Source organism: Sphaerotilus montanus, from assembly GCF_013410775.1.
GTDB lineage: Bacteria > Pseudomonadota > Gammaproteobacteria > Burkholderiales > Burkholderiaceae_C > Sphaerotilus > Sphaerotilus montanus.
Window position 1 is genome coordinate 915680 of record NZ_JACCFH010000001.1, and the last position, 25783, is coordinate 941462.

Here is a 25783-nt window from a genome sequence, read left to right on the forward strand (position 1 = left end):
ATACCAGCTTTGTTCCTGACCGAGTCAATTTCACACGCGGCGCCGGTTCAGCAGGGCCAGACCGATGCCCACGCCCACCAGCGCCAGCACCAGCGCCGGCGTGATCGCCTCGCCGAGCAGCCAGCCCGCACACAGCGTGCCGAACACCGGGGTGAGGAACACGAAGGCCTGCACCTTGGTCGCCGGGTAGCGCGTGAGGAGCCAGAACCAGAGCAGGTAGCTGGCGAAGGTCACCACGACACCCTGGTAGAAAAGCGCGCCCAGCGCCAGCCCGCTCCAGTGCGCCGGCCAGGCCGAGCCGCTGACGACCGCCGCGATCGGCGAGAGCACGGCCGCCACCCCGAGCTGGTAGGCCAGCGTCACCTCCGAGGAGGCGCTGCGCAGCGCCGACAGCCGGATCGTCACCGTGGTCAGTCCCCACAGCAGCGCCGCGCCGAGGATCATCAGATCGCCCTTCCACGAGCCACCGACGGCCCCCTCGCCGAAGGCCATCGCGATCGAGCCGAACGCGACCAGCAGCCCGCCGAACTGCATTGGCGCCAGCCGCTCGCCCTGGTGCGCGGCAGCGAGCACGAGGGCGACGATGAAGGGGGAGGTGTTGATGAAGACGACTCCGCGCGCGGCCGTCGTGTACTGCAGCCCGACGAAGGCAAGGCCGAACTCCACCGCGAACAGCAGCCCGCACAGCAGCCCCGGCCACCCGGTCCCGTCGGTGAACGACCAGCGGATGCCGCGCCAGCGCATCCAGCCCAGCAGGAGCATGAACGCCACGACGCTGCGGATCGCCAGTTGCACCAGCACCGGCACCTCCGGCATCGCGGCCTTGATCGAGACCTGGTTCAGGCCCCACAGGAAACAGCACAGCAGCAAGCTGAGCACGGCGGTGGAGTCGAGGTGTGCGTGGCGCACGGGAGCCGTCGTGGTCATCGTCGAAGAATAAAAGTGTGGAGTCAGCCGATAGGCCGGATTCTGTGCGGTGGGTTGCCCCACCGTGACCGCCATTCATCTGGGCCGGGGGTCACCCACCCGGCTCGGTGCCACCTACCCGCCAGCTCAGCGAGCCGCCTCAATGCTGGCCTATTTGGTGTTGCTGCGCGTAGAGATTGCCCGTTTCACCCGGACTGAACCGGCTCGTCTCTGTTGCTCTGATCCTCGCCTCACGGCGGAGAGGCGTTACCTCCTACGCTGCTCCATGCAGTCCGGACCTTCCTCCAGTGCGGCCTTTCGGCGATTGCACCAGCGGCGGTCTGGCTGGCTCCACGGGGGGGATTGTCCCACAGCGGTCGGGAAGCGCCTCAGGGTTTCCTGGCCGCCGCCTTCGTCAGCTCGGCGTTGTGCGCATCGATCCGGGCATTGCAGGCGTTCACGGCCCGGCGCAACTCGTCCTGCTGGGTGGCGCAGCGCTGGAGCTGCTGGCGGTCCGCGAGGTGCGCGTCCAGCATCTCGCGGTAGGTCAGACCGGCCTTGAGCGCGACGGGCGCAGCGCACGGAGCCAGCAGCGCCGCCGAAGGTTCGCACTTGAGCGAGGCAGGAACCTGCGCGGCCGGGTGCGTCGCACAGCCTGTCAGGGCCACGGCCACCAGCGGGAACATGCCGACAACGACGAAACGGGGAATGTGGTGCATCGCCATCCTCCTGCTCAGCGGGCCGCCGGGCGGCTGGTGCTGACCCGGTTGAGCCGGGTCACGGCGTCGTCCGGCACGGGCGCCTGCATGCAGTTCAGCCCCGCCTGCAGCCGCTGGAGCTGGCCCTGCAGCGTGACGAGCCGGGCCTCGCGGCGGTTCAGTTCCTCGCGGGCCAGACCGATGCTGGCGGAGGCGAGCGCCAGACGCACCCGCTGGAGTTCGGCGTCGTTGGACGGGCGCTGGCTGCTGAGCGTCACCAGCCGCTCCTGCACCTCGTCGAAGGCTTCGGCCATCTCCATCTTCTGCTCGTCGAAGGCCTTGCGCTGGGCGGCCAGGCGCGCTTCGTGTTCCGCCTGCTGCGCCAGCAGCGCATCGGCGAGTTGCTGGCGGGCAACGGTCTGCGCGGCGAGGGCCGCCTGACCGGACGCCTCCAGCGCATGCAGCTTCGCGCGGGTGTCCTCCAGCCGGGCGGCGCCAATGCCATGGCCGATCCAGCCGGCCACCAGCAGGGCGATCGTCGGCGCGACGAGGCGGATCGGGCTGGGCATAGGGGGAAGTCTCCCGAGGGTGCTGTGGTGATGCCGGATGTTACGGAGGATCCCCGGCCAAATCGGTGAGGATTGGTGTTCAGCCAACCGGCACGGCCAGACGGAACCCCAGGTCGTTGCGCGCCGAGGAGCGGCTGCGCTCCAGTCGACTGGCCGAGCGCAGCGTGTGCGCATGGCTGTTCCACGCCCCGCCGCGCACCACGCGGTCCTCGCTGCGCCCGTTCTGGGCGCACCACTCCATGACATTGCCATGCATCTGGTAGAGCCCCCAGGCATTCGGCTCGAACGAGCGCACTGGCACCGTCTGGCGCGGCTGGCGGTGTTCGTGGTGGGCGAGGTCGGGAGACACCGGCCCGTCGCCCCAGTGGTACACGGTGGCGGTGCCAGCCCGGCAGGCGTATTCCCACTGCGCCTCGGTCGGCAGCATGGCGTTCAGGCCCGGCACGCGGCGGTTGAGTTCGGACAGGAAGCGCACGTGCACCGCATCCCAGCTCACCTGCTCCACCGGCAGATCGTCACCACGGAACCGGCTGGGCTGCTGGCCGGTCACCGCCTGCCAGAGGGCCTGGCTGCAGGCGGTGTCCGCCAGCCAGAACGGCTGGTCGATGCCCACCGTGCGGCGCCACTCGTCCTGCTTGCGCCCAGGCTCGCTCGCGGGCGAGCCCATGCCGAACTCGCCGGCCGCGATGTGGCGCAGCCGCTGCGACACCGGCCCCAGCGCCAGTTCGGCCCAGTACCCCCAGACGTCCTGCCCGAACGCAGCGGCCCAGACCGGTTGGTCCGGTGGAATGTGCGGGCTCGAACAGCCCGGTCCCTGACCATGGATAGTCATGTAGTGGAATCTCCCAATCCCTGCAGAACGGAGTCAAGCCTGGGAGCCCCCGCTCCCCCGACCTGAATCAATTCGCGGAACCGGATTGAACCACTGACGGAGCCTGGCGGCCGCAGGTCAGTTGCCCCATGACCCCCTCATTCGAGGGGGTTGACTCAATGACAACGCGCAGCAGCAACCGGCTCGACCGCCCGTTCGCTCATCCACACCTCGACGCGGCGGTTGCGCTCGCGGCCGGACGGCGTGTCGTTGCTCGCCACGGGTGCGGCCGAACCGTAGCCCTGCACCGCGGACGCCTTGAGCCCGTAGGTGCCCAGATCGCGGGCCACCGACTGCGCGCGCTGCACCGAGATCGTCAGGTTGGCACAGGGATCGCCCTGCCCGTCCGAGAAGCCCAGCAGCATCAGGTGCTGCGAGGGGCCGATGCGGCTTTCCAGCAGGCGCGTGATGCGGGACATGTCGCGCAGGGCCTTGTTGTCGAGCTGGTCCACGCCCGGCTTGAAGCGCAGGTTGACCGCCAGCCGGCGCGCGCCGCGCGTCAGCCGGACGTACTCGGCCGGCAATGCCTCGACCGCGGCGGCACCGACGCCTTCGTCCGCCTCGGGAATCTGGCCGATGTAGCCCTCGGCCTGCGCGAGCTTCTGGGCCTCGTCGGAGACGGCGAAGTCGGCCAGCTTGCGCACCAGCGGCGGCGCGTTGCGCGCCACGTAGAAGTACAGCCGGCGCGAGAGCGCGTAGTCCTCGGTCGCGACCGTGAAGCGGCTCGGGCGCAGGGCGTTGGCCGTGCCGTCGGCCACTGCCAGCGTCTTGGCCTGGCGGGCATAGGGCAGTCCGACGAAGCCGATCGCCTGCGGGTCCGCGGCGACCGCGTCGGCGAGCGCGCGGCTGTCCTCGTGCCGGTGGGCGGCGGCGACCAGCGGCTGCTTGTCGAGCACCAGTGAGCGGAAAGTGTCCCAGGTGCCGGACTTGTCGTCGCGGGCGTGGACGGTGACCGGACCGGCCGGGCCGCCCACGGCCGCCCAGTCGCTGACGCGGCCGCTGAACAGGTCGCGGATCTGCGCGATCGACAGGCGCTGCAGCGGGTTGCTCGGGTGGACGATGACCGCCACGCCGTCAAGCGCGATGACGTACTCGCTGCCTTCGGCGGCCAGATCGCCGAGCTGGCTGGTGGTCTTCAGCTCGTCGGCCTTGATGGCGCGCGAGGCCATGCCGATGTCGGCCGTGCCCGCCGCCAGCGACTGGAAGGCGGTCGCCGTGCCGTGGGCCTGCAGCTCGACACGCAGGCTGGCGCCATCGGGGCGGCGGCCGGTCAGGACACTGTCCTCGGCGCTGGCGCCGGGCTGGCGCTCGACGCTGGTGTAGCCCTCGCGGGCCAGGAAGGCCTTGACCAGGGCCGGGGCCAGCGCCGCACCGACCGTGTTGGAGCCGTGCAGGCGGATGGTGCTGCCGCCGTCGCCCTTGCCGGAAGGCGGGCCGGAGGCCGCGACCACCGCTGCCGCGGACACCGCCACCGCAGGCGCAGCCGAGGTCGCCGGGGCGCGGTGCAGCCACCACCACAGCGCCGCGCCGACCAGCAGCAGCGCCAGCAGCGGCAGCAGCCACTTCAGCGGCGACGCGGACCGCAGCGCGCCCGCAGGCGCCATCAGCGTGGCACCGCACTCGCTGCAGCGGCCGCCGCTGGCGTCGAGCGCCTGCGGCTGGCCACTGGCGGCGAGCCGGCAGGACTCGGGGAGGTTGGTGCAGACACCGTGTGTCTGGATCTGGGTCATGGGGTGGGTCCTGTCACAGTCGCAATCAAGCGGAATCAAGCGGGAAGAAGATGCATGGCGGTCTGGACGGCCGCAGACCAGCGCTGGCGCAGTCCGTCGGGGTCCTCGGGCGATGGGGCGGCGAGCAGCTGCGCCACGCGGCGCTGCATCACGTCGCGCAGCCGGTCCGGGCGGACCGGGGAGGCGCGCAGCGCGGCGTCCACGTCCTCCTGCAGCCAGCAGCGCACGGGCTCGGGCATGCCGATCGCGGCGGCGTCCCAGTGCGCGCCGAGCACGACACGGTCGGCCTCGAAGCCCTCGCCGTCCAGCCGCACCAGCACCACGCCCGCGCCCAGGTCCTCGCGTACGAGGCCCAGCGCCTCGCCCAGCAGCAGCAGGCCGGGGCGGTGGTCGGGCGCGTGGTCCGCGGCAGCGGGTTCGGGCGCCTGCAGGCCACGCAGGGCGGCCAGCGGCACCGGCGCGATCTGGCGGCGCCACACCACGCTGCTGGCGGCCGGGCTGTGCGGTGCCGCCAGCCGCACGTCCAGGGTGCCGCCCGGCCACGGCATCGGCAGGGCCTGCAGCGACACCCGCAGCGCCTCCACCGCGGCCCGCTGCAATTCCGCCGGATCCACCGGCTCTGCGGCTTCCGCGCCTGCCGCGGCGGGCGGCACCGGCAGCGCAGGCAACAGCGCCAGTGGCAGCCGCAGGGTGTCGGTGATGTCCGGTGGCGTGTCCGCGGTGTGCGTCGTGTCCGTCGACCACGCACCGGCGCCCGCCTGCATTCCCAGACGCTGCAGCGCCACAGGCCGGGCGGCTGGATCGTCCTGCCAGGCCCGCGCCAGCGCCAGCAGGGCCCCTTGCGCGGCCGAGGCCACCACCGACGGCGCCAGCCGCTGCGTGCTGGTGGCCAGCAGGCGCGCACAGCCCGCCCGCTCGCCCAGGTGCTGGGCCAGCTGGCGGAAACCGGCGCCATCGCCCAGCCGCGTGAACAGATCAGCGCGCAGATAGGCCACCGATTCGCGCTGCGCCGCTTCCGCCAGCACCCAGGTCTGGCCCAGCGCGCGCACCTGCTCGCGGGTGTCGAGGCGCAGCGAGAACCCGTCACCGGACGCAGGCGGGGCGAGCGCGGCGGTGGCCGCTTCGTCCGCCTCGCCGGCCAGCGCCGCCAGCGACAGCTCGGTGGCGTCGACCATGTCCTGCAGATCGGCCAGCTCGGCGCGCAGCGCCGCCCACTGCCGGCGCAGCAGCGCGGTGTGCGCCTGCGCGGTGCTGGCCTGGGCCCAGGCCTGCAGGCGCAGCGCGAAGGCATGCAGATCGCCTTCACGCGGGCCGAACCAGCGCCCCGGTGCGGGCGCCGCCACCTCGGCATCGATCTGCGCCTGCAGCCCCGCCACCTGGCGGTCGTCGCGGGCCTGTCGGGCGTCCAGATCGTGCAGCCGGGCGTCGGCCTGCGCAACCTGGGCGGCCACCCGGGCCACCCCATCGCGCAGCGCGAGGTGGCCGAGCCGCCAGTCCTGCCACAGCGCGGTCTCGATCCCGGCCCGCACCGCCGCAGCACGCTGGCGCAAGGCCGAGGCAGGCACCGCGAAGGCCGCCGCCAGCCCGGCCCCGCCGAACCGCTCCGCGAGCCCGAGCGCGAACAGCCGGCGCAGTTCCTCCCGGCGCTGTGCTGGCGCGCAGTGTTGAACGAGTTGCAGGTAGTGGGCCGCGAGGCGCTGCCACTCCTGTTGCGCGGCGGCGAGGGTCGGTGGCGGCGGGCTGGCCGTGGCCTCCGGCGACGCGCCAGGCCAGGCCTGCGGATCCTCCGGCAGTCCCGCGTCCGCCGCGGCCCGGAGCGCAGCAGGCTGGTTCACATAGCCCAGGCCCGGCCGCCAGTGGTCGAAGCGCAGTTGCGCCAGCAGCCGCAGCATCAGCGCATGCCCGAGGTGGCGCTGCACCGCGACCAGGTCGCTGCGCCACTCCGCCAGGCCCCAGAGCGCGAACTCGCCGCGCGGCGCGGACACCTGTCCGGCCGCTGTGGCCGGCGCGGCGTCGGTCCAGGCCTGCAGCAGCCACTGCGCCTGCCGCTCCTGGCGCAGGGCGGCATCGGTTTCACGCGTGCCGCGTTCGTCGACCGGCGTGGACAGCCAGCAACGGTCGAAGCCCGGCGGCACGGCCTCGGCGCGCTGCTGCAGCGCGGCCAGCAGGGGCGTCTGCTCCGACAGCGTCAGGTGCAGTTGGAGACGGGCGGGCGGCACCAGCGCCCGCAAGGCGTCCAGCACGCCCAGCAGCAGGCCGAGCCCGACCGGCTCGCCGGGATGCGCGATCAGGTGGATGGCCGGCGGGCCCCCGGCGCCATCAGCGCCATCAGCGTCCCGGGCCAGGCGCGTGACGCTGGACAGCGCCGCCAGGATCTCGGCACGGCCGACCTCGAACTGCGTCGAGGCCAGCAGCAGGCGCTGCGCCCGCGGAGGCGCCAGACTGCGCCCGGCCAGACACCAGCCGGGGGCCTCGTCGTCGTGCAGGCTGGCGTCGGTGTCGATCAGCAGCACGGGCGCGGCCGGGGTCGCAGTGGCCGTGCGGGCGCGGGCCAGACCCGGGCTCGCCACGCCAGCCGTGTCGATCTGGCGGCGACGTTCCATCGCCTGCCAGACGCGCACGCCGGTACCACCGAGCCCGATGAAGATGTGGTGCATGTGGGGAAAGCGCCCGGAGAGAGAAAAACGGTGAAGGAAGCGCCTGCACATGGCCATGCCCGGCGCCGGCGCCACTGTGGTACGGCCATGTATCAATCTCGTGACAGCTCACCCCGTGAGCCAGCGGGTCACGGACCTGTCACATTGAAAATCCAGCGCGCGGGGCGCTGGCCTGAAGATTGCGCTGGGTCAAGAATGCTGCACTGCGTCATGGCGTGGTCACGGCGATCGGGAACGCTGCGTGCATGCTCTGGCACAGGAGAATCCCGCCATGTCCCGACCTGCACTCGCCGATTCCATGCTCCCCCTGTCAGGCCGCCGCGGTCTGGTGCTCGGGGTGGCCAATGCCCACAGCATCGCCTGGGGCTGCGCCGAGGCCCTCCACGCGCAGGGCGCTGCGCTGGTGCTGTCCTGCCTCAACGAGAAGGCCCGCCCCTGGGTCCAGCCGCTGGCCGACACGCTCGGCGCACCGCTGATCGACTGCAACGTCGAGGTCGAAGGCGAACTGGAGCACCTGGTCGCCCAGGCGGTCGAGACGCTGGGCGGCCTCGACTTCGTCATCCACTCCATCGCCTGGGCGCCGCTGGCCGAGCTGCACGGCCGGGTCATCGACAGCAGCGCCGCCGGCTTCGCCCGGGCGATGACGGTGTCCTGCCACTCGCTGGCGGCCCTCGCCCGGCTGTGCGAGCCGCACCTGGGCGCCGGCTCCGCGCTGGTGACGATGACCTACCATGGCGCCGAGGAAGCCATTCCGCACTACGGGCTGATGGGCCCGGTGAAGGCCGCGCTGGAGTCGACCGTGCGTTACCTGGCGGTCGAACTCGGCGCCAAGGGGGTGCGGGTGCACGCCGTCTCGCCGGGGCCGGTGCCGACCCGCGCCGCCTCGGGCATCGAGGATTTCGACGACCTGATGGCAACCGCGGCCGCCGAATCGCCGCTGCGCCGGCTGGTCACGCTCGACGAGATCGGCGCGCTGACCGCCTTCCTCGTCGGCCCGGGTGCCAGCGGCATGACGGGCCAGACCATCTACGTGGACGCCGGCTTCCATGCCGTGCGCTGAACCAGCATGAACGACACCATGATCACCAACCGCACCTACGACGAGATGCCTCTCGGCGCCAGCGCCAGCATCGTGCGCACGCTGACGCAGGACGACATCCTCGCCTTCGCGCTCGTCTCGGGCGATGTCAACCCGGCCCACGTCGACGCCGAGTACGCCAACGCCACCCGCTTCCACGGCACCATCGCCCACGGCATGTGGGCCGGCGCGCTGATCTCGACGCTGCTGGGCACCCACTTCCCCGGCCCCGGCACGATCTACGAGGCGCAGATGCTGCGCTTCCACCTGCCGGTGCGCGCCGGCGACACGCTGACCATCCAGGCCACCGTCACCGCCCGCGACGACGAGCGCCACCGCCTGACGCTCGACTGCGTGGTCACGAACCAGGCGGGCGCGGTGGTCGTCAGCGGCGAGGCCATGGTGCGCGCACCGCTGCAGAAAATCAGCCGCCCGCGCGCCGCGATGCCGACCATGCACCTGTTCGACCCCGCCGCGCGGCTGACCGAGTGGGTCGATGGCTGGGCCGCGGACCTGGCCGGGCAGCCGCCGGTGCCGTGCGGCGTGGTCCACCCGTGCGACGAGGCCTCGCTCGCGGGGGCGATGGCGGCAGCGCGGCGCGGGCTGATCGTGCCGTGGCTGATCGGGCCGGAAGCGCGCATCCGGGCGGTCGCGGCCGGACTCGGGCTGGACCTGACCGGCGTCCGCATCGAGGCGGTCGAGCACAGCCACGCCGCTGCGGCGCGTGCGGCGGAGCTGGCCGCGGCCGGCACGGTCGAGATGCTCATCAAGGGCAGCCTGCACACCGACGAGCTGATGCACGCCGTCATCGCCACCCCCGCGCTGCGCACCAAGCGGCGCATCTCGCATGTCTTCCGCTTCGACGTGCCGGCCTACCCCAAGCCCCTGCTCATCACCGACGCGGCCATCAACATCGCCCCGACACTCGAAGAAAAGGCCGACATCGTCAGCAACGCCATCGACCTGGCGCGGGTGCTGGGCGTGGCGCGGCCGAAGGTGGCGATCCTGGCGGCGGTCGAGACGGTGAGCACGAAGATGGCCTCGACGCTGGACGCCGCCGCGCTGTGCAAGATGGCCGACCGCGGCCAGATCACCGGCGGCCTGCTCGACGGCCCGCTCGCCTTCGACAACGCGATCTCGGCCGAGGCGGCGCGCATCAAGGGCATCCGCTCCGAGGTGGCCGGTGACGCCGACATCCTGCTGGTGCCGGACCTGGAGGCCGGCAACATGCTGGCCAAGCAGCTCGACTACCTGGCGGGTGCGGCCGGCTGCGGCATCGTGCTCGGCGTGCGGGTGCCGATCGCGCTGACGAGCCGGGCGGATGGAGAAGCCTCGCGGCTGGCCTCGGCCGCGCTGGCGGCGCGGCTGGCACTGGCGTGGCGCACGCAGCGTCCCTGAACATCGAAGGAACCACACCGACCATGGACTCCATCCTCGTCATCAACGCCGGCTCCGCGACCCTGAAATTCGCGCTCTACCCGCGCTGCGGCGACACGCCCGGCGAGATCGCCGCGCACCCGTCCTTCGCCGCGGGCCAGATCGATGGCCTGCAGCCCGGCGGGCGGCTGCGGCTGTGTCCGTCGGGGGCGGACCCGGTCGATCTGGCCGAGCCGGCGGACGAGGCGCAGCGCTTCGACGTGGCGCTGCAGGCGGTGCAGGCGCATGTCGCCGCCGTGGCACCGGACGCGCACATCGTCGCCGTGGCGCACCGGATCGTGCATGGCGGGCGCTACTACCGCGCCCCGACCCGGCTCGACGACACGGCCATGATGCTGCTGACGAGCCTGACCCCGCTCGCGCCGCTGCACCAGCCGCACAACCTCGCCGGCGTGCGGGCGCTGCGCAAGGCCTTCCCGGCGCTGCCGCAGATCGGCTGCTTCGACACCGCCTTCCACGCCGACCTGCCCGAGCTGGAAACCCGCTTCGCGCTGCCGCAGGCGCTGCACGACGAGGGCGTGCGCCGCTACGGCTTCCACGGGCTGTCCTACGACTACGTGATGCAGGTGCTGCGCGGCTGCAGCACGCGCGCTGGCGGCCGGGTGCTGATGGCGCACCTGGGCAGCGGCGCCAGCCTGTGCGGTGCCCGCGAGGGGCGCAGCGTCGCCACCTCGATGGGCTTCTCGGCGCTGGACGGGCTGATGATGGGCAGCCGCTGCGGCCAGCTCGACCCGGGCGTCGTGCTCCACCTGTGGCGCGAGGGCTGGACCGAGGCGCAGGTCGAGCAGCTGCTCTACAAGGAAAGCGGCCTGCTTGGCGTCTCCGGCCTGAGTGCCGACATGCGCCTGCTGCGCCGCGCCGCGGACGACGGCAACCCGCAGGCCCGCACCGCGATCGACCTGTTCACCTACCGGCTGACCCGCGAGGCGGGTGCGCTGGCGGCGGTGCTGGGCGGCGTGGACGTGCTGGTCTGCACCGGCGGCATCGGCGAGCACGACGCGGCCACGCGCGCCGCACTGGCCCGGGCGCTGCACTACCTCGGCGTGGAGCTGGACGGTACCGCCAACACGGCCGCCCGCGGGGACGGCATCGCAGCCCTCCATTCGGCGGGCAGCGCAGTCGAGGTCTGGGTCGTGCCGACCGACGAAGGTCGGGTGGCGGCACAGGCGGCCTGGGCGCTGCTCGACACCCGCTGAACGAACCGGTCCGGAACCATACCAACTTTGCAGGGAAATCGAGGTTGCTCCACCCCGGTACAGTGGTGCGGGACGTCCGGATCTGGCAGGATCCGGCTTGGTGATCAAGCAGTATCCACCGCCCAAGATGTCCAAGTCCACCCTGTTGATCGTCGATGACGAGCCCCTGAATCTGGCAGTGCTGGCGCGTCTGCTCAACCCGCACTACCGGGTCCTGGGCGCGCGTTCAGGGGCCAGTGCGCTGGAGCTGGTGCAGCACACGCGGCCGGACCTGATCCTGCTCGACGTGATGATGCCCGGCATGGATGGCCACGCAGTGCTGCGGCGGCTGCAGGCCGATGTGCATGCCCGCACGATCCCGGTCATCTTCGTCACCGCGCTGGGCTCCGAGGACGACGAGGAGCATGGTCTGGCGCTGGGTGCGGTCGATTACATCACCAAGCCGGTCAAGCCGGCGGTGGTGCTGGCGCGGGTGCGCACCCATCTGGAGCTGAAGTCGGCACGCGACCGGCTGCGCGACCACAACGCCGACCTCGAACGCGAGCTGGCGCAGCGCATGCGCGAGACGCTGCTGACGCAGGACCTGACGCTCAGCATGGTCGCCGGCCTGGCCGAGACGCGCGACAACGACACCGGCAACCACATCCTGCGCACGCGGCTTTACGTCGAGGCACTGGCGCGGCAGCTGCAGGACGATCCGGCCTTTGCCCCGGAGCTGGACGAGGGGGCGCTGCGCTGCATCGTCAAGGCCGCGCCCCTGCACGACATCGGCAAGATCGGCATCCCGGACCACATCCTGCTCAAGCCCGGCCGGCTCACCCCGGACGAGTTCGAGACCATGAAGACCCACGCGCGCCTCGGCGGCGAAGCGATCACGCACGCGATCCTGCAGGTGCTGCCGCAGTACCGCAGCGTCAGCGGCGACGGGGCCGACACGCCGGAGGTGCTGCGCTTCCTAGAGATCGGCCGCGTCATCGCGACCCACCACCACGAGCGCTGGGACGGCAGCGGGTACCCGGACGGGCTGGCCGGCACCGCGATTCCGCTGCCGGCACGGCTGATGGCACTGGCCGACGTGTTCGACGCGCTGACGATGCGGCGGGTCTACAAGCGCGCGTGGAGCACCGCCGAAGCCACCAGCCACATCCTCGGCGAATCGGGTCGCCACTTCGATCCGGCCATCGTCACGGCGTTCGCGCGGGTGCAGGACCAGTTCGCCGCGATCGCGGTGCGTCTGGCGGACGACTGAACTGAACGAAACGGAATGTCCCGCCATGGGCAGCGACGCGCACTCCCTCGACCGGCTGGATCTGCAGCGTGCAGTCCTGAAGGCCATCCCCGACCTGGTCTGGCTGAAGGATCCGGACGGCGTCTACCTGGCCTGCAACCCGCGCTTCGAGCAGCTCTTCGGCGCACCGGAAGCCAGCATCATCGGCCGCACCGACCACGACTTCGTCCCGGCCGAGCTGGCCGACTTCTTCCGCCACCACGATCTGGCGGCGATGCGCAGCAGCACGCCACGCATCAACGAGGAAGTCGTCACCTTCGCCAGCGACGGCCACAGCGAACTGCTGCAGACCATCAAGACCGCCGTTCGCCGTCCCGATGGCTCGGTGCTGGGTGTGCTGGGCATCGGCCGCGACATCGGTGATCTGCGCCGCGTCGAGCAGGAGTACCGCGCGCTCTTCGCGCACAACCCGGCGCCGATGCTGGTCTACGAGCGCGGCACGCTGCGGCTGGTCGAGGTCAACGAGGCCTTCCTGCAGCTCTACGGCTACCGCGCCGACGAGATCGAGGCGCTGCGCCTGCCCGATCTGTACGTGCCCGAGGAGCGCGAGCGGCTGATCGCGCTGGCACACCACGTCCGCGGGCTGGTCAACACCGGCGAGTGGCACCAGCAGCGCCGGGATGGCAGCCGCCTCGTCGTCGTCTCGCGCTCGCACGACATCGGCCACGAGGACCGCGACTGCCGCGTCGCGGTGATGACCGATGTCACACGGCTGCACAGTGCCAGGCAGCGCGACCGCAGCCGGCTGCGCCTGCTGGAGAGCCTGGCGCGTGGCGACACGCTGCCGGCGCTGCTGGAGCAGCTCGCGCGCGACCACGAGGCCCTGTTCCCGCGCAGCCTGTGCTCGATCCTGCTGCTCGACAACGCTGGCACGCAGCTCCTCCACGGAGCGGCCCCGAGCCTGCCGGACGCCTACAACCAGGCGGTGCACGGTCTGGCGATCGGGCCGCAGACCGGCTCGTGCGGCGCAGCGGCCAGCCTCGGCCAGCGTGTCATCGCCGCCGACCTGCAGAGCCACCCGAACTGGGCCCCGTTCCGCGAGATCGTCGCCGCGCACGGCCTGGCGGCGTGCTGGTCCGAACCCATCATCGGCGCGCACGGGCGCGTGCTCGGCACCTTCGCGGTCTACCGGCGCGAACCGGGCGAGCCCGACGCCGAAGAACTCGAACACCAGTCGTTTTCGGTGCAGCTGGCCGCGACCGCCATCACCCAGTGGACGACGACGCAGCAACTGCACCGCAGCGAGCGCCAGCTGCGCGACATCCTGCACGCGATCCCCGACCTGGTCTGGCTGAAGGACGCCGATGGCGTGATCCGCAGCTGCAATGCCGCGTTCGCGCAGCTCGTCGGACGTCCCGAGGAGCAGATCGTCGGCCACCTCGCCGCCGATCTGCTCGATGCCGACACCGTCGTCGCGCTGGACCAGGGCGACACGGCGATCTTTGCCGGTGGCGCGACGCACGGCTGCGAGCTCTGGCTCGGCGCCGCAGGCGGCCAGCGCGGACTGTACGAGACGATCAAGACGCCGCTGCACGATGACCGCGGCGCGCTGGTCGGTGTGCTCGGCGTCGCACGCGACATCACGCTGATCCGCCAGGGCGCACGCGCGCTGGCCGAGCAGGAGCGGCTGATCGACACGATGTTCGGCCAGACCACCGACTCGATCGTGCTGATCGATCCGGACACGCTCGGGTTCGTCACGTTCAACGACGCCGCCTGGCGCGGTCTGGGCTACACCCGCGAGACATTCACGGCACTCCAGCCGATGGATCTGCAGCTCGATCTCGACGAGGGAGAGATCCGCCAGGCGGTCGCCCAGGTGCGCGCCGGAGCCCCGCAGAGCCTGGAGACACGCCACCGCCGCGCCGATGGCGGCATCCAGTACGCCATGCTGACACTGCGCATGCTGAGCTACTCCGGACGGCCGCTGGTCTCGGCAGTCTGGCGCGACATCACCGAGAGCCGGCGGCACGAGGCCCGCATCCACCGGCTGAACCAGGCCTATGCGGTGCTCAGCAGCGTCAACGAGGCGATCGTGCGGCTGCGCGATCCGGACCGGCTCTATGCCGAGGTCTGCCGCATCGTCGTCGAGATCGGCGGGTTCCGGTTGGCCTGGATCGGTCAGGCCGAAGGCGAGCGGGTGCTGCCGCTGGTCCACGCCGGCCACTCCGACGGCTATGTCGAACAGCTGCGCCTGCCACGCGATGGTGGCCAGCCCGGACCGACCGTGCGCACCCTGCTGTCGGGCGCGCCGGCCGTCGTCAACGACATCGCCGCGGACCCGCGGATGGCCCCCTGGCGCGAGGCGGCGCTGCAGCGCGGCTACCGGGCCTCGGCGGCCTTCCCGGTCACGGTCAACGGCCAGGTGCGCTGCTGTCTGTCGGTCTATGCCGGCACGGTCGGTCACTTCGACACCGAACAGGTCGCGCTCTACAGTCGGCTGACGCAAGACGTCGCCTTCGCGCTGGAGCTGCGCAGTGCCGAGGCCGCGACCCGCCAGGAGCAGCTCCTGCGCGAGCAGCTGATGGAGTCGGTCGCGGGACTGTTCTTCGTGCTCGACCAGCAAGGCCACGTCGTGATGTGGAACCGCCGCTTCGAAGAGGTCACCGGCTACAGGCCCGACGAGATCCGCGCCCGCGTCGCCACCGACTACTTCGATCCGCACGAGCGTGCGCTGATTGCTGCGCGCATCCACGACGTGTTCGCGCACGGCGAGGCACAGGCCGAGGCGTCGCTGGTCGGTCGAGACGGCCGGCGCACACCCTACCTGTTCGTGTCGCGGCGCATCGACCTCGACCAGCCGCTGATCGTCGGCACCGGCATCGACATCTCGGACCGCGTGCACTCCGAGCGCGAACTGGCCGGCTACCGCCAGCACCTGGAGGAGCTGGTCGCCACCCGCACCGCCGAACTCGAACACGTCAACGCACGTCTGAACCGCGAAGACCAGCGCCTGCGCGCGATGCTGTCACTGAGCCAGAAGGCCAGCACGCTGGGCGAGGAAGACCTGCTGCAGCTCGGCCTCGGCGAGGCCATGCGGCTCAGTGGCAGCACGGCGGGCTGCCTGCACGACAGCGACGACGCCAGCAGGCTGCAGTTGCTGGCGTGCACCGGCTGCACACCCGAATCGATCGTGGTGCCGGATGTGCCGTCCGGCGAACCGCTGCTGCCCCCCTGGGAGCTGGCCCGCAGACAGGGTCGCCCGCTGGTGCTCGGCGAGGCCACTCCGGGCGTGGCGCTGCCGCCCGGTGCAGACCAGATGGTGGCCGTGCCGATCATCGAGGACGAGACACTGCGCTTGATGCTGTGTGCCGCCGGCAAGACCGAGCCCTATGGCGAAGCCGATGTGCGCGAACTCGAACTGATCGGCATGGACCTCTGGCGCATCATCCGCCGCCGCCGCATCGAACTCGCGCTCGAACAGGCCAAGGTCGTCGCGGACGCTGCCAGCCTGGCCAAGAGCGCCTTCCTGGCCAACATGAGCCACGAGATCCGCACGCCGATGAACGCGGTCATCGGCTTCGCGCACCTGCTGCGGCGCGATCCGCTGACACCGCGCCAGCGGGACCACCTCGGCCGCATCACCGACGCCAGCCAGCACCTGCTGGAGGTCATCAACGACATCCTCGACTTCTCGAAGATCGAGGCCCGCAAGATCCACCTCGAAACGACCGACTTCGATCCACGCGACAGCATTGAGCGGGTCGTCGCGATGCTGCTCGATCGGGCGCGGGCCAAGCAGCTCGTGCTGGACGTGCAGACCGCGCATTGCCCGCCCGCGCTGCGCGCCGACCGGCTGCGGCTGGAGCAGGTGCTGCTGAACCTGATCGGCAATGCCGTCAAGTTCACGCCGCAGGGCCGCATTGATGTGCGCGCGACTGCGCTGGGTGGCGACAGCGGCGCCGCGTGGCTGCGCTTCGAGGTCGAGGACACCGGCGTCGGCATCGCGCCGGAGCAGATCGCACACCTGTTCGCCGCCTTCGAGCAGGCCGATGCCTCGACCACACGCCACTTCGGTGGCACCGGCCTCGGCCTGGCGATCAGCAAGCGGCTGGTCGAACTGATGCACGGCCGCATCGGCCTGCGCAGCGAGCCGGGCCGGGGCAGCCTCTTCTGGTTCGAGCTGCCGCTGCTGCCAGGCCACCCGCTCGCCGAGCGGCCCGCGCGACCGGCCACGCTGCTGGCGGCCCCCGCCGGCCTGCGCAGCGCACGCGTGCTGCTGGTCGAGGACAACCCGGTCAACCAGGAGGTCGCGGCCGAACTGCTGCTCTCGCTCGGACTGCAGGTCGATCTGGCCGATGACGGTGCACAGGCGGTCGCGCGTTTCTCGGCCGGTCGGCACGACCTGATCCTGATGGACATGCAGATGCCGGTGATGGACGGTCTGCTCGCCACCGCCGCGATCCGCCGACTGCCCGGCGGCGAACGCGTGCCGATCGTCGCACTGACCGCCAGCGCCTTCCACGACGACCGTGCCCAGTGCCTGGCCGCCGGCATGGACGATTTCCTCGGCAAACCGGTCGAGCCCGGGCAGTTGCACCGCTGCCTGATGACCTGGCTCGGCCCGGCAGGCTCCCTGGCCTCCACCGCAGCGCCGGTGCCGCCCCTGCCGGAGGACGAGGCCGCGCTGCAGTCCGCCCTGGGCGCAGCGGGTCTGGACATCCCCGACGCACTTGCCCGCCTGGGTGGAGACACCCTGCTGTACCGGCGTTCACTGCGGCTCTTTGCAGAACACCACCGTGGCGATGCTGCCGCGCTGCGGGAGACCACCACCGGCACCACGCTGCGCAGCAGGACCCATGCGATCGCTGGCGTCACCGGCACGCTCGGTGCGCGGGGCCTGCAGCGCCAGGCACGCGAGATCGAGCGGGCCGCGGCGGCCTGCGGTGACCGGGTCGTGAACACCGGGCTGCAGGACCGCGCCAACCGGCTGGCCGAAGCCCTCGACGGGCTGCTGGGACAGATCGACGCGGCACTCGGCACCGAGCGTGTGCCCGCCGATCCGGCGGCCGGCACGGGTGGTCACCAGGCCGCCCAGGACACCCTCCGGGACGGGATCGACTGGCCGCACGTGCAGGCGCTGCTCGCCGCGCTGCAGCCGCTGCTGGCCGAGCACGACACCGCCGTCATCGATCTGCACGAGCAGGCCGCACCGGTGCTGGCGCCCGCGCTCGGCACGCTGGCACGCGCGCTGGCGCAGGCCATCGACACGTTCGACTTCGATCTGGCCCAGCAGATCCTGGCGCAGGCCCTGGCGCAAGTGCACGCAGCCCTGCAGGCCGGCGGACACGCCGCGGAGTGACCCGACTCAGGCCGACGGGCCGATGCCGGCAGCGGTCCGGGCCGCACCGAGCCGCCGCCAGCGCGCCAGCAGATCGGCGTCGGTGACGGTCTCGGTGCGGACATCGCCGGCGTAGACCGCGCCGTCGTTGCCGTCGAGCGTGAGCACCTCGCCTTCGCGGAAGCTGCGTTCACCGAGGCACACCGTGCGGGTGGCCTCGTCGATCTGCAGCGCCTCGCAGCCGACCAGACAGACCTTGCCCAGCTGGCGGGCGACCACCGCCGCATGCGCGGTGCGGGCGCCGCGGCTGGTCAGCAACCCGCCGGCCAGCTCCAGCGCGGCGAGGTCGCGCGTTTCAGCATCGCGGCGCAGCAGCAGCACCGGCACGCCCGCAGCCCGGCGCTCGCGCACGCGGGCCTCGTCCAGCGCGATCTCGCCGCTGGCGACACCCGCCTGGGCGCTGGCGGCGCGGGCCAGTGGCTCCGCGGCAGCATTGGTCGCCCCGGGCATGGCCGCCACGATCCGGGTCCAGCCGCAGGCGGCCGCATCGACCGGCCCGAGCCGCGCGGCGGCCTGGGCGGCGCTGAGCACGCCCTCCTCCACCAGATCCAGCGCGATGCGCACGGCGGCGCGGGCGCTGCGCTTGCCGGTGCGGGTCTGCAGCAGGTAGAGCCGGCCGTCCTGGACCGTGAACTCGAAGTCCTGCATGTCGCCCAGCGCCGCCTCGACCCGCCGGGTCGCCGCGAGCAACTGCTGCCACACCGCGGGCGCACGCTCCGCCAGACCCTGGTGGCCGTGTGCGCGGCGGCGGCCGGAGACGACGTCCTCGCCCTGGGCGTGGAGCAGGAAATCGACCCAGGGCACCGGCTCGCCGCTGGTCGGGTCGCGCGTGAAGCCGACGCCCGCGCCGGAGACGCCCCCGGCATTGCCGAACACCATCTGCTGGACGGTGACCGCCGTGCCGACCGTGGCATCAATGCCGTGCATCGCCCGGTAGGCCTGCGCCTGCGGCGACTGCCACGAGGCGAACACGGCCTCGATCGCCCCGGCGAGCTGGACCTGCGGATCTTGCGGAAAGGGCTGGCCGGCGTGTTCGCGGTAGAGCGCGAGGTAGCGCCGGGTCAGGGTGCGCAGCTCCGAGAAATCGAGGTCGCGCTCGTCGCGGTGGCCGGCGAGCGTGCGCAGCTCGGCCTCGAACAGCTCACCATCCAGCCTGGCCACGGTTTCCCCGTAGGTGGCGACCAGGCGGCGGTAGGCGTCCCAGACCAGGCGTGGGTGGCCGGTCTGGCGCAGGAAACCGGGCAGGGTCGTCTCGCACAGGCCGATGTCGAGCAGGGTCTGCATCATCCCCGGCATCGAGACCGGCGCGCCCGAGCGCACCGACACGAGCAACGGCTGGCGGGCGTCGCCGAAGCGCAGCCCGCTGGCCTGTTCGAGCCGGGCCAGCGCCTCGCGCCACACCGCGGGCGTGCGTGCAGCGGCCGCGGCCTGGCACCACGCGGTGCCGAGCACCAGCCCCGGCGGCACCGGCAGGCCGAGTTCGGCCATGCGCAGCAGGTTCCAGGCCTTGAAACCGAGTTGTGCGGGGCCGAGCGTGTCGGCGCGGCTGGCATCGGCGGTGCCGAAGGTGTAGACCTCCGGCGGCAGCGGGGATGCAGGGACAGGGACAGGAGGGATGACAGGTGTGGCGGGCATGGCGAACTCCGGTTCAGCCCAGCACGCTGGGGGACTCGACCCGGCGGAAGGCCAGATCGCGCAGGCGGTACTCCAGCGTGAGCAGCCGGTCGGAGGCCAGCTCCAGGCTGGCGGCCAGGTCGCTGGCCAGCATCAGCACCGCCGGCTCCGGCACATGGCGGCACAGCGCGCGGCGGGCCTCGCGCAGCAGTTCGTCGCAGCGCCGCTCGGCCTGCAGCACACGCCAGGTCGCGGCGACGAAGGCGTCCTGGTCGGTCGCGTCGCTGCCCTGCCCCAGCCCGCAGAGGATGGCGAGCGCCCGCACATGGTCCTGCGTGGCACCGAGCACCGTCTCGGCCAGCGCCTGCAGCGCAGCGCGGACCTCGCCATGCAGGAGCTTGCGGCTGTGTCCGCTGCGCTGCTCGGCCAGCAGCGAGATGAGGAAGGCGGCCTCCTCCAGCGCATCGGCCACATCGTCGGCCAGCTCCATCAGCGCGACGACCGAACGCCAGCGCGGCAGCCGCTCGGCCTGGGTGCGTGCCCGCATGACGAGGTGGTCGGCCTGGCGTTCCCAGGTCTTGGCCCGTGCCCCCAGCCGGGCGGCGGCCTCGGTGCGTTCGTCGCCACCATCGACCGTGCCATCGGCCAGCGCCTCGTGGACCGCCTCGGCCAGGGTCTGCACCCAGGCGGCGTGCTCGGTCAGCAGATCGAACTCGGTGCGGTGCTGCTGCATGTGCCGGGTCAGCAGCAGCCGGGTCTCGTCGGCCACCAGCGCGGCGGGCTGGTGGGCGGTGCGGGCCCGCCAGGCCAGCGCCAGCACGTCCACCAGGAAGGCCTGCGCCGCCGCCTCGCCGAGCACGGCGTCCAGCCGGTCGCCGATGCGGAAGGCACCGGGGCCAAGATCCTGCATGGCGTCGAAGACGAGCTGCTCGCCGCCCGCCTCCAGCCAGGCGCGGTGGCCGACCTCGCGCTGCGCCGCCTCGCGCAGCACCTCGACCGCCAGCGGCTTGGCCACGAAGGCCTGCAGGCGCTTGCGGGCGCGGTTCCAGTCGATCAGGAAGACGATGCGGGCGCCGATGCCCTCCAGCGCCAGCGCGAGCGCGGCCTCGTCGGCGCAGGTGAAGGTGGCCGTGCCGAGCTGGTAGGCCGCGCCCTCGTTGAGATCGGCGCGGACCTGCGATTGCGGCGCCGACCACTGTGCGCCCAGCTCCGCCAGCCGCGCCTGGAAGAAGGCGAAGCGCGGCTTGTGCAGGTCGGAGTAGGTCAGGCGGATGCCGGGGGTCGCGGCGACACCGTCGACGGTCTCGCCGTCGACCACCTGGACCACCAGCACATGCGCGTCGTTGGTGCCGATGTCGTTCTGGATCAGCAGGTGCGGGCCGTCACGGGTCGCGGCGGTGTCGAGGCCGGGGTGGTCGAGCTTGAGGGCGCGGGTGCGGCCGAGACCGCGCATGAAGGCGGCGATGCGTGGGCGGTCCTGCGGGCCGATCTGCCAGGCGTGGGCGCCGTCGATCACCTCGCTGGCCAGCGTGGCCGAGAGGCGGTTCAGCGCCTTGTGCAGGTCCATCACCAGCAGGTGCAGGCTGTCGTCGGCGGGCTGGCCGCGCTTGCCGCGGTGGCCGTGGGTCAGCGCGCGCAGGTGGTCGGAGCCGAGCGCGGCGCGGCCGTGTTCGCAGTCCGCCTTCCATCGGGCCAGGTTCTGCAACCAGTGGTCGCGGCGCTGGCGCAGGGCGGTGACCTCGGCATCGGTGGTGTCGTCCACTTCACCGGGCAGGCCCGTGACCGGGCGGGCCATGGTGGTCAGGGCCTCGTGGAGCAGCGCCGCCAGCCGCCCCGCCTCGGGCAGCAGGAGGTCCTCGCCCTGCAGCGTCGCGCCGGCCTGGAGTTCGTCGAGCCAGCGGCCCTTCAGGTCGGCCGCGGCGCACTCGGCGCGCAGGTCCTGCAACGGTGCAGCCGGCTTGCACGCATGGGCTGCGGCCGCCTGCAGCAGGGTCAGCGCCACCTTGAGCCGGTCGTTGGCGGCCAGCGCCGCCTGCACCCAGGCGGGCCGCAGGAGGGAGGTCTGGCCGAGTGATGCGACAGCAGCTTGCTTGTCCATGGACGTGGTTCCCCTGAAAGGCGTTGTGCGGCGGAGCTGGACGCCAGCCGGTCTTGCGCGGACCAGTCTGGGCAGCGTCCGTGACCGGTGCGTGACGCGGATCCGGCCAGAACACCCGGTGTTGACGTCGCTCAAGCAAGGTGCGCGAGCACCATGCTGCGGACACGGCAACGCGGTTCAATCGGCGCTGTACCCACTGCCGCGACAGGACACCCCGTGCTGCAAGCCACCCGATCGTTGCCTGAACCCGCCTCCACCAGCACCCGCCCCGCTGCACCAGCCGGCCCGACGCCGGCCGAAGCCGCCGCAGCCTTCGACCAGCTGGTCCACGCCCGCGCCGCAGCGCTGACCAGCGGCCTGTCGCCGATCTCGCTGTCCCTGGCCTGGCAGGACTGGGCGCAGCACCTGATGAGCCAGCCGGGTCAGCGGCTGCGGCTCGCCGCACAGGCGCAGGCCGGCGTGATCGAGTGGCTGGGGCACTGCGCAAGTGGCGGCTGCACGCCCGACGGCAGCGCCGCAGCGCCGGACGCCCGCTTCGCCAGTCCGGCGTGGCAGCAGTGGCCGTGGCCGGGTGTCGTGCAGGCCTACCAGCAGAGCGTGCAATGGTGGGACGACGCCACCCAGCTGCCCGGCCTGACGCGCCACCACAGCGAGGTCGTGCGCACGATGGCGCGCCAGTGGCTCGACACGCTCAGCCCGAGCAACCTGCCGTTCAATCCCGAAGTGCTCCAGGTGACCCGGGAGCGCCTCGGTGCCAATCTGATCGAGGGCGCGCAGAACGCCGCGGACGACTGGCGCCTGCAGCACGGCCTGCAGCCCCTGGCGCTGCCCGAACACAGCTACCGCCCCGGCACCGAGGTGGCGATCACGCCCGGTGCGGTGGTGATGCGCAACCGGCTGGTCGAGCTGATCCAGTACGCGCCCGCCACCGACGTGGTGCAGGCCGCGCCGGTCTTCATCGTGCCGTCGTGGATCATGAAGTACTACATCCTCGACCTGCGCCCGGAACACTCGCTGGTGCGCTGGCTGGTCGGCCAGGGCCACACCGTCTTCATCCTGAGCTGGAAGAATCCGGACCGGAGCGATGCCGGCATCGGCCTGAACGACTACCTGCAGTGGGGCGTGTTCGACAGCCTGGCCCGCATCCGCGAGCTGGTCCCCGACCACCCCGTGCACGCCTGCGGCTACTGCCTGGGCGGCACGCTGCTGTCGATGGCCGCCGCCGCGCTGGCCCGCCCGCAGCAGGTCGCCAGCGCGCCGCAGCAGGCGCCGCTGGCCAGCGTCACGCTGCTGGCCTCGGAAACCGACTTCACCGAGCCGGGCGAGATGGGCGCGCTGATCGACGAATCCCAGGTGCAGCTGCTCGAAGCGGTGATGGCCGACCGGGGCTTCCTGACCGGGCAGCAGATGGCGGGATCGTTCCAGTTCCTGCACGCCCGCGATCTGGTCTGGTCGACCAAGATGCATGAATACCTGTTCGGCGAGCGCACCCGGCCCAACGACCTGATGGCCTGGAATGCCGACGTGACCCGCATGCCGGCGCGCATGCACAGCGAGTACCTGCGCCGCTGCTACCTGCGCAACGAACTGGCCGAGGGACGTTACCTCGTCGAGGGAACCCCGGTGTCGCTGTCCGATGTCCGGGTGCCGGTCTTTGCCGTCGGCACGGAAACGGACCACGTCTCGCCGTGGAAATCGGTCTACAAGCTGCTGCGCCTGTCCGAGACCGAGGTCACCTTCGTGCTGACCAGCGGCGGCCACAACGCGGGCATCGTCAGCGAACCCGGCCACCCGCACCGCCACTACGCCCTGCACGTCACCGCCGCCACCGACCCGTGGCAGAGCCCCGAGGACTGGCAGGCCACCGCCGAGCGCCGCGACGGCTCGTGGTGGACGGCGTGGAACGACTGGCTGGTCGCACACAGCCGCGGCACGGTGCCGGCCCGGGTGATCGACCCGGCCACGGCCCTCGCCGCCGCACCGGGCGACTACGTGCAGACCCGGTACGCCGACTGACGGCAGGGCGTTCAGCCAGCCGGATTGCCCGCCGGCAGACCACGGCGTAGCATGCGGCCGCATGTTCCACCTGCCTTCTCCCCTGCGTGGCGCCGCGCTGGCGCTGGTCCTGAGCACCGCCGTGCTGGCTGGTTGTGGCGGCGGCATCTACCTGGGCTGGGAAGGCGGCGGCTACGACGACCTGCCCCCGAGCGTCAGCCTGGTGACCAGCGTGACCGCGGCGCGGGTCGGCGATCCGGTGCGGCTGTCGGCAGCGGCGAGCGACGACTACGCCGTGGCGCGGGTCGAGTTCTACCGGGTCGAGCCGAACGGTGCCGTCGTGCGCCTGGGCACGGACACCTTCCTGCCCTACGCCTGGGACACCGTCCTGCCGGACAGTCCCATCGGCGCGGTGCGTTACCTGGCGCGGTCGGTCGATGACGCCGGACAGGTCACCGACAGTGCGTGGGTGAGCGTGGTGCTGCAACGCTGACCCGAATCGAAAGGCATTCCCCTTGAATCCGAACCCCTCCCGGCACGCTCGTTCCCTGCAGACGCCCTTCGTGGCGGCCGCGCTGCTGTTGCTGTCGATCTGCGCCGGCTGCGCCCAGGATCCGTCCGGTCCGGGCATGACCGAACAGGCCCGCGCCACGGGCCAGGTGGTGGCCCGGGATGCGAAGGAGGCGGGCGCGTCCGTGGCCCACGGCGCCCGCGAAGTCGGCGCAGCCGCCGGTCAGACCGGACGCGAGATCGGCCGCACGGTGAAGGACGCCGCGGTCGGTGCCTGGGCCGCCACGCGCCAGGGCGCGCAGGCCGTCGGCGCCGCGGCCAGCGGTGCCGTGAGCGAACTCCGCAAGTAGCGCGCTGCCTGGTTGGTCCGGTCGGCCCGGTCAGCTCGGCCGGTCCGCCATGCCCGGCAGATCGCCGACCGGCCCTGGGCGCGCGTGGCCCTCGGGCGCGGCGCGGCGCAGCGGTGGCACCGACTTCGACCAGCAGCGCGACCACCAGCTCCGCACCAGATGCAGGACCGGCCCCGGGTCGCGCGCACTGGCGTACTGGTAGACCAGTCCCGGCCGCAGCACGGTCTTCAGGTACTCGCCCCAGCGCCACTCCTTCGCGCGGCGGTAGGCGCGGAAGGCGTGGAAGTCCAGCCCGGCGTTCAGGTAGCGCAGGCCGAAGCGCCGCTGCGGCGCTGGCAGCGGTGGCAGGTCGCAGGCCGTGCGGTAAGCCAGCCACGGGAGGTTCACGCCCGCCCGCGCGGCGAGGATGCTGGTCTGGCTGATGCGCGGGTTGATCTCGATGAGCAGGTAGCGGCCGGTGCGGGCGTGGCGCTTGAAGTTCATGTTCGCGATGCCGCGGAAGCCCAGCGTCTGCAGGATCCCGATCGCCTCGGCCTCCAGCGCCGGCCGGTGCACGCTCTCGACATGGCAACCACTGCCGGCGTGGATCGGGAAGGTGCGCCACTTGCGCGCGGTGTAGCTGGCCCGGGCGCAGCCATCGGGATCGATGTAGACGTGCACGCTGTAGTGCGCCTCGTCGCGGCCGGGGATGTACTCCTGCAGCAGCACCTCCAGCCCGTGTGGCGCGAGCATGCAGCACAGCCGCATCAGCTCCCGCGGCTCGTCCACCAGCAGGGCCTTGGCTCGCGCCACAGCGGGTTCCACATCGGGGTACTTCCAGGCGACCGGATGCGCAGGCTTGAGGATGACGGGGTAGTCGACCACCCGGCTCAGCGCTTCGGCGGCCACCAGCGTGCGCGGACTGAAGGTGCGCGGCACGGGCAGGCCGAGCCGCTCCGCCTCCACTCCGAAGGCGCTCTTGTCCATCAGCAGGCGCGCCACCCCGGTCGGCGTCGTGATGCTGCGGCACACCGAGGCCAGTGGGTCCTCCAGCGCCAGCAGCGCCGTCAGGTCCGGATCGGCCGAGGGGAACACGGGCAGCAGCGCCCCGTGTTCGGCCTGCAGTGCCACCAGCACCGCCTGCAGCCGGGCGGGCTCGCGGGTGAAGCCGGGCGCATGGTGGAAGGCGACGACGTGGCGGGAGTAGCGGGACGGCGGCTGCGCCTCTTCGGCGACCACGATCACCGGCACACCCTGCTCGCCGAGCGCACGGACAAGGTTCAGGTCGGCTTCAGGCGCGCCTTGACAGGACAGCACCACAGCAGGCGGAAGCGACGGTCTGGAGCGGCTGGACATGGGCACGAATCGACTTTGCAATCACGTGGAAAACAGCCGTCTTTCTACTGCAATTGAACCAATTGATACCAACGATGACCCCGATTCAAGGGGGTGCAGACTTGCCGGAA

The 25783-nt window shown here is 72.0% G+C and carries 17 protein-coding genes and 1 other RNA gene; 8 read left to right on the plus strand and 10 right to left on the minus strand.

What is annotated here, in order from left to right:
- Positions 1–30: 30 nt before the first annotated feature.
- The 7 genes from BDD16_RS04045 to BDD16_RS04075 form a co-directional block, all read right to left on the minus strand.
- On the minus strand, positions 31–927 hold the full coding sequence (locus BDD16_RS04045; protein WP_179632764.1) for a DMT family transporter: 897 nt from the start codon (positions 925–927) through the stop codon (positions 31–33).
- 15 nt (positions 928–942) lie between these two features.
- Positions 943–1259, minus strand: an RNA gene (gene rnpB, locus BDD16_RS04050) — RNase P RNA component class A.
- Positions 1260–1295: 36 nt separating this feature from the next.
- On the minus strand, positions 1296–1625 hold the full coding sequence (lysC, locus tag BDD16_RS04055) for an Rz1-like lysis system protein LysC (RefSeq protein WP_179632765.1): 330 nt from the start codon (positions 1623–1625) through the stop codon (positions 1296–1298).
- Positions 1626–1639: 14 nt separating this feature from the next.
- Positions 1640–2173, minus strand: coding sequence for a hypothetical protein (locus BDD16_RS04060; protein ID WP_179632766.1), 534 nt, complete (start codon positions 2171–2173; stop codon positions 1640–1642).
- Positions 2174–2252: 79 nt separating this feature from the next.
- Positions 2253–3005, minus strand: coding sequence for a formylglycine-generating enzyme family protein (locus BDD16_RS04065; RefSeq protein ID WP_179632767.1), 753 nt, complete (start codon positions 3003–3005; stop codon positions 2253–2255).
- A 155-nt stretch (positions 3006–3160) separates the two neighbouring features.
- Positions 3161–4774 (minus strand): substrate-binding domain-containing protein, encoded by a 1614-nt coding sequence (locus BDD16_RS04070; protein WP_179632768.1) that lies wholly within the window; start codon positions 4772–4774, stop codon positions 3161–3163.
- Between the two features lie 35 nt (positions 4775–4809).
- Complete coding sequence (locus tag BDD16_RS04075; RefSeq protein WP_179632769.1) at positions 4810–7431, minus strand: hypothetical protein; 2622 nt, start codon at positions 7429–7431, stop codon at positions 4810–4812.
- A 271-nt stretch (positions 7432–7702) separates the two neighbouring features.
- Here BDD16_RS04075 and fabI point away from each other — a divergent pair, with 271 nt between their 5' ends.
- The 5 genes from fabI to BDD16_RS04100 all read left to right on the plus strand — a co-directional run bounded on the left by fabI (position 7703) and on the right by BDD16_RS04100 (position 17732).
- Positions 7703–8491, plus strand: a complete 789-nt coding sequence (gene fabI, locus BDD16_RS04080) for an enoyl-ACP reductase FabI (RefSeq protein ID WP_246332461.1) — start codon at positions 7703–7705, stop codon at positions 8489–8491.
- Between the two features lie 6 nt (positions 8492–8497).
- A complete protein-coding gene (locus tag BDD16_RS04085) occupies positions 8498–9907 on the plus strand; it encodes a bifunctional enoyl-CoA hydratase/phosphate acetyltransferase (RefSeq protein ID WP_179632770.1) in 1410 nt (469 codons plus the stop codon).
- Positions 9908–9930: 23 nt separating this feature from the next.
- The gene (locus BDD16_RS04090) at positions 9931–11142 is read left to right on the plus strand and encodes an acetate/propionate family kinase (RefSeq protein WP_179632771.1); all 1212 of its coding nucleotides are present in this window, start codon (positions 9931–9933) and stop codon (positions 11140–11142) included.
- Positions 11143–11269: 127 nt separating this feature from the next.
- Positions 11270–12391 carry an HD-GYP domain-containing protein gene (locus BDD16_RS04095; protein WP_179632772.1) on the plus strand — a complete coding sequence of 374 codons (1122 nt, stop codon included), beginning with the start codon at positions 11270–11272 and terminating at the stop codon, positions 12389–12391.
- A gap of 25 nt (positions 12392–12416) precedes the next feature.
- Positions 12417–17732 carry a PAS domain S-box protein gene (locus tag BDD16_RS04100; RefSeq protein ID WP_179632773.1) on the plus strand — a complete coding sequence of 1772 codons (5316 nt, stop codon included), beginning with the start codon at positions 12417–12419 and terminating at the stop codon, positions 17730–17732.
- Positions 17733–17738: 6 nt separating this feature from the next.
- Here BDD16_RS04100 and BDD16_RS04105 read toward each other — a convergent pair whose 3' ends face one another.
- Positions 17739–19406: a PEP/pyruvate-binding domain-containing protein gene (locus BDD16_RS04105; RefSeq protein ID WP_179632774.1), complete on the minus strand. Its 1668-nt coding sequence runs from the start codon at positions 19404–19406 to the stop codon at positions 17739–17741.
- Between the two features lie 13 nt (positions 19407–19419).
- Positions 19420–21483: a phosphate transport regulator gene (locus BDD16_RS04110; protein ID WP_179632775.1), complete on the minus strand. Its 2064-nt coding sequence runs from the start codon at positions 21481–21483 to the stop codon at positions 19420–19422.
- Positions 21484–21636: 153 nt separating this feature from the next.
- On the opposite strand from BDD16_RS04110, the gene BDD16_RS04115 reads away from it, so the two are divergent.
- From BDD16_RS04115 to BDD16_RS04125, 3 genes are all read left to right on the plus strand, one after another.
- Complete coding sequence (locus BDD16_RS04115) at positions 21637–23499, plus strand: PHA/PHB synthase family protein (RefSeq protein WP_179632776.1); 1863 nt, start codon at positions 21637–21639, stop codon at positions 23497–23499.
- 61 nt (positions 23500–23560) lie between these two features.
- Complete coding sequence (locus tag BDD16_RS04120) at positions 23561–23971, plus strand: Ig-like domain-containing protein (protein WP_179632777.1); 411 nt, start codon at positions 23561–23563, stop codon at positions 23969–23971.
- 22 nt (positions 23972–23993) lie between these two features.
- Positions 23994–24338 carry a hypothetical protein gene (locus BDD16_RS04125; RefSeq protein ID WP_179632778.1) on the plus strand — a complete coding sequence of 115 codons (345 nt, stop codon included), beginning with the start codon at positions 23994–23996 and terminating at the stop codon, positions 24336–24338.
- A 30-nt stretch (positions 24339–24368) separates the two neighbouring features.
- On the opposite strand, the gene BDD16_RS04130 is transcribed toward BDD16_RS04125, so the two are convergent.
- Positions 24369–25634: a carboxylate--amine ligase gene (locus BDD16_RS04130; RefSeq protein WP_179632779.1), complete on the minus strand. Its 1266-nt coding sequence runs from the start codon at positions 25632–25634 to the stop codon at positions 24369–24371.
- Between the last annotated feature and the right edge of the window lie 149 nt (positions 25635–25783).

Bases quoted from the DNA above. Each gene is read 5' to 3' on its own strand.
- BDD16_RS04045 (WP_179632764.1), bottom strand. From the start codon at position 927: ATGACCACGACGGCTCCCGTGCGCCACGCACACCTCGACTCCACCGCC.
- lysC (WP_179632765.1), bottom strand. From the start codon at position 1,625: ATGCACCACATTCCCCGTTTCGTCGTTGTCGGCATGTTCCCGCTGGTG.
- BDD16_RS04060 (WP_179632766.1), bottom strand. From the start codon at position 2,173: ATGCCCAGCCCGATCCGCCTCGTCGCGCCGACGATCGCCCTGCTGGTG.
- BDD16_RS04065 (WP_179632767.1), bottom strand. From the start codon at position 3,005: ATGACTATCCATGGTCAGGGACCGGGCTGTTCGAGCCCGCACATTCCA.
- BDD16_RS04070 (WP_179632768.1), bottom strand. From the start codon at position 4,774: ATGACCCAGATCCAGACACACGGTGTCTGCACCAACCTCCCCGAGTCC.
- BDD16_RS04075 (WP_179632769.1), bottom strand. From the start codon at position 7,431: ATGCACCACATCTTCATCGGGCTCGGTGGTACCGGCGTGCGCGTCTGG.
- fabI (WP_246332461.1), top strand. From the start codon at position 7,703: ATGTCCCGACCTGCACTCGCCGATTCCATGCTCCCCCTGTCAGGCCGC.
- BDD16_RS04085 (WP_179632770.1), top strand. From the start codon at position 8,498: ATGAACGACACCATGATCACCAACCGCACCTACGACGAGATGCCTCTC.
- BDD16_RS04090 (WP_179632771.1), top strand. From the start codon at position 9,931: ATGGACTCCATCCTCGTCATCAACGCCGGCTCCGCGACCCTGAAATTC.
- BDD16_RS04095 (WP_179632772.1), top strand. From the start codon at position 11,270: ATGTCCAAGTCCACCCTGTTGATCGTCGATGACGAGCCCCTGAATCTG.
- BDD16_RS04100 (WP_179632773.1), top strand. From the start codon at position 12,417: ATGGGCAGCGACGCGCACTCCCTCGACCGGCTGGATCTGCAGCGTGCA.
- BDD16_RS04105 (WP_179632774.1), bottom strand. From the start codon at position 19,406: ATGCCCGCCACACCTGTCATCCCTCCTGTCCCTGTCCCTGCATCCCCG.
- BDD16_RS04110 (WP_179632775.1), bottom strand. From the start codon at position 21,483: ATGGACAAGCAAGCTGCTGTCGCATCACTCGGCCAGACCTCCCTCCTG.
- BDD16_RS04115 (WP_179632776.1), top strand. From the start codon at position 21,637: ATGCTGCGGACACGGCAACGCGGTTCAATCGGCGCTGTACCCACTGCC.
- BDD16_RS04120 (WP_179632777.1), top strand. From the start codon at position 23,561: ATGTTCCACCTGCCTTCTCCCCTGCGTGGCGCCGCGCTGGCGCTGGTC.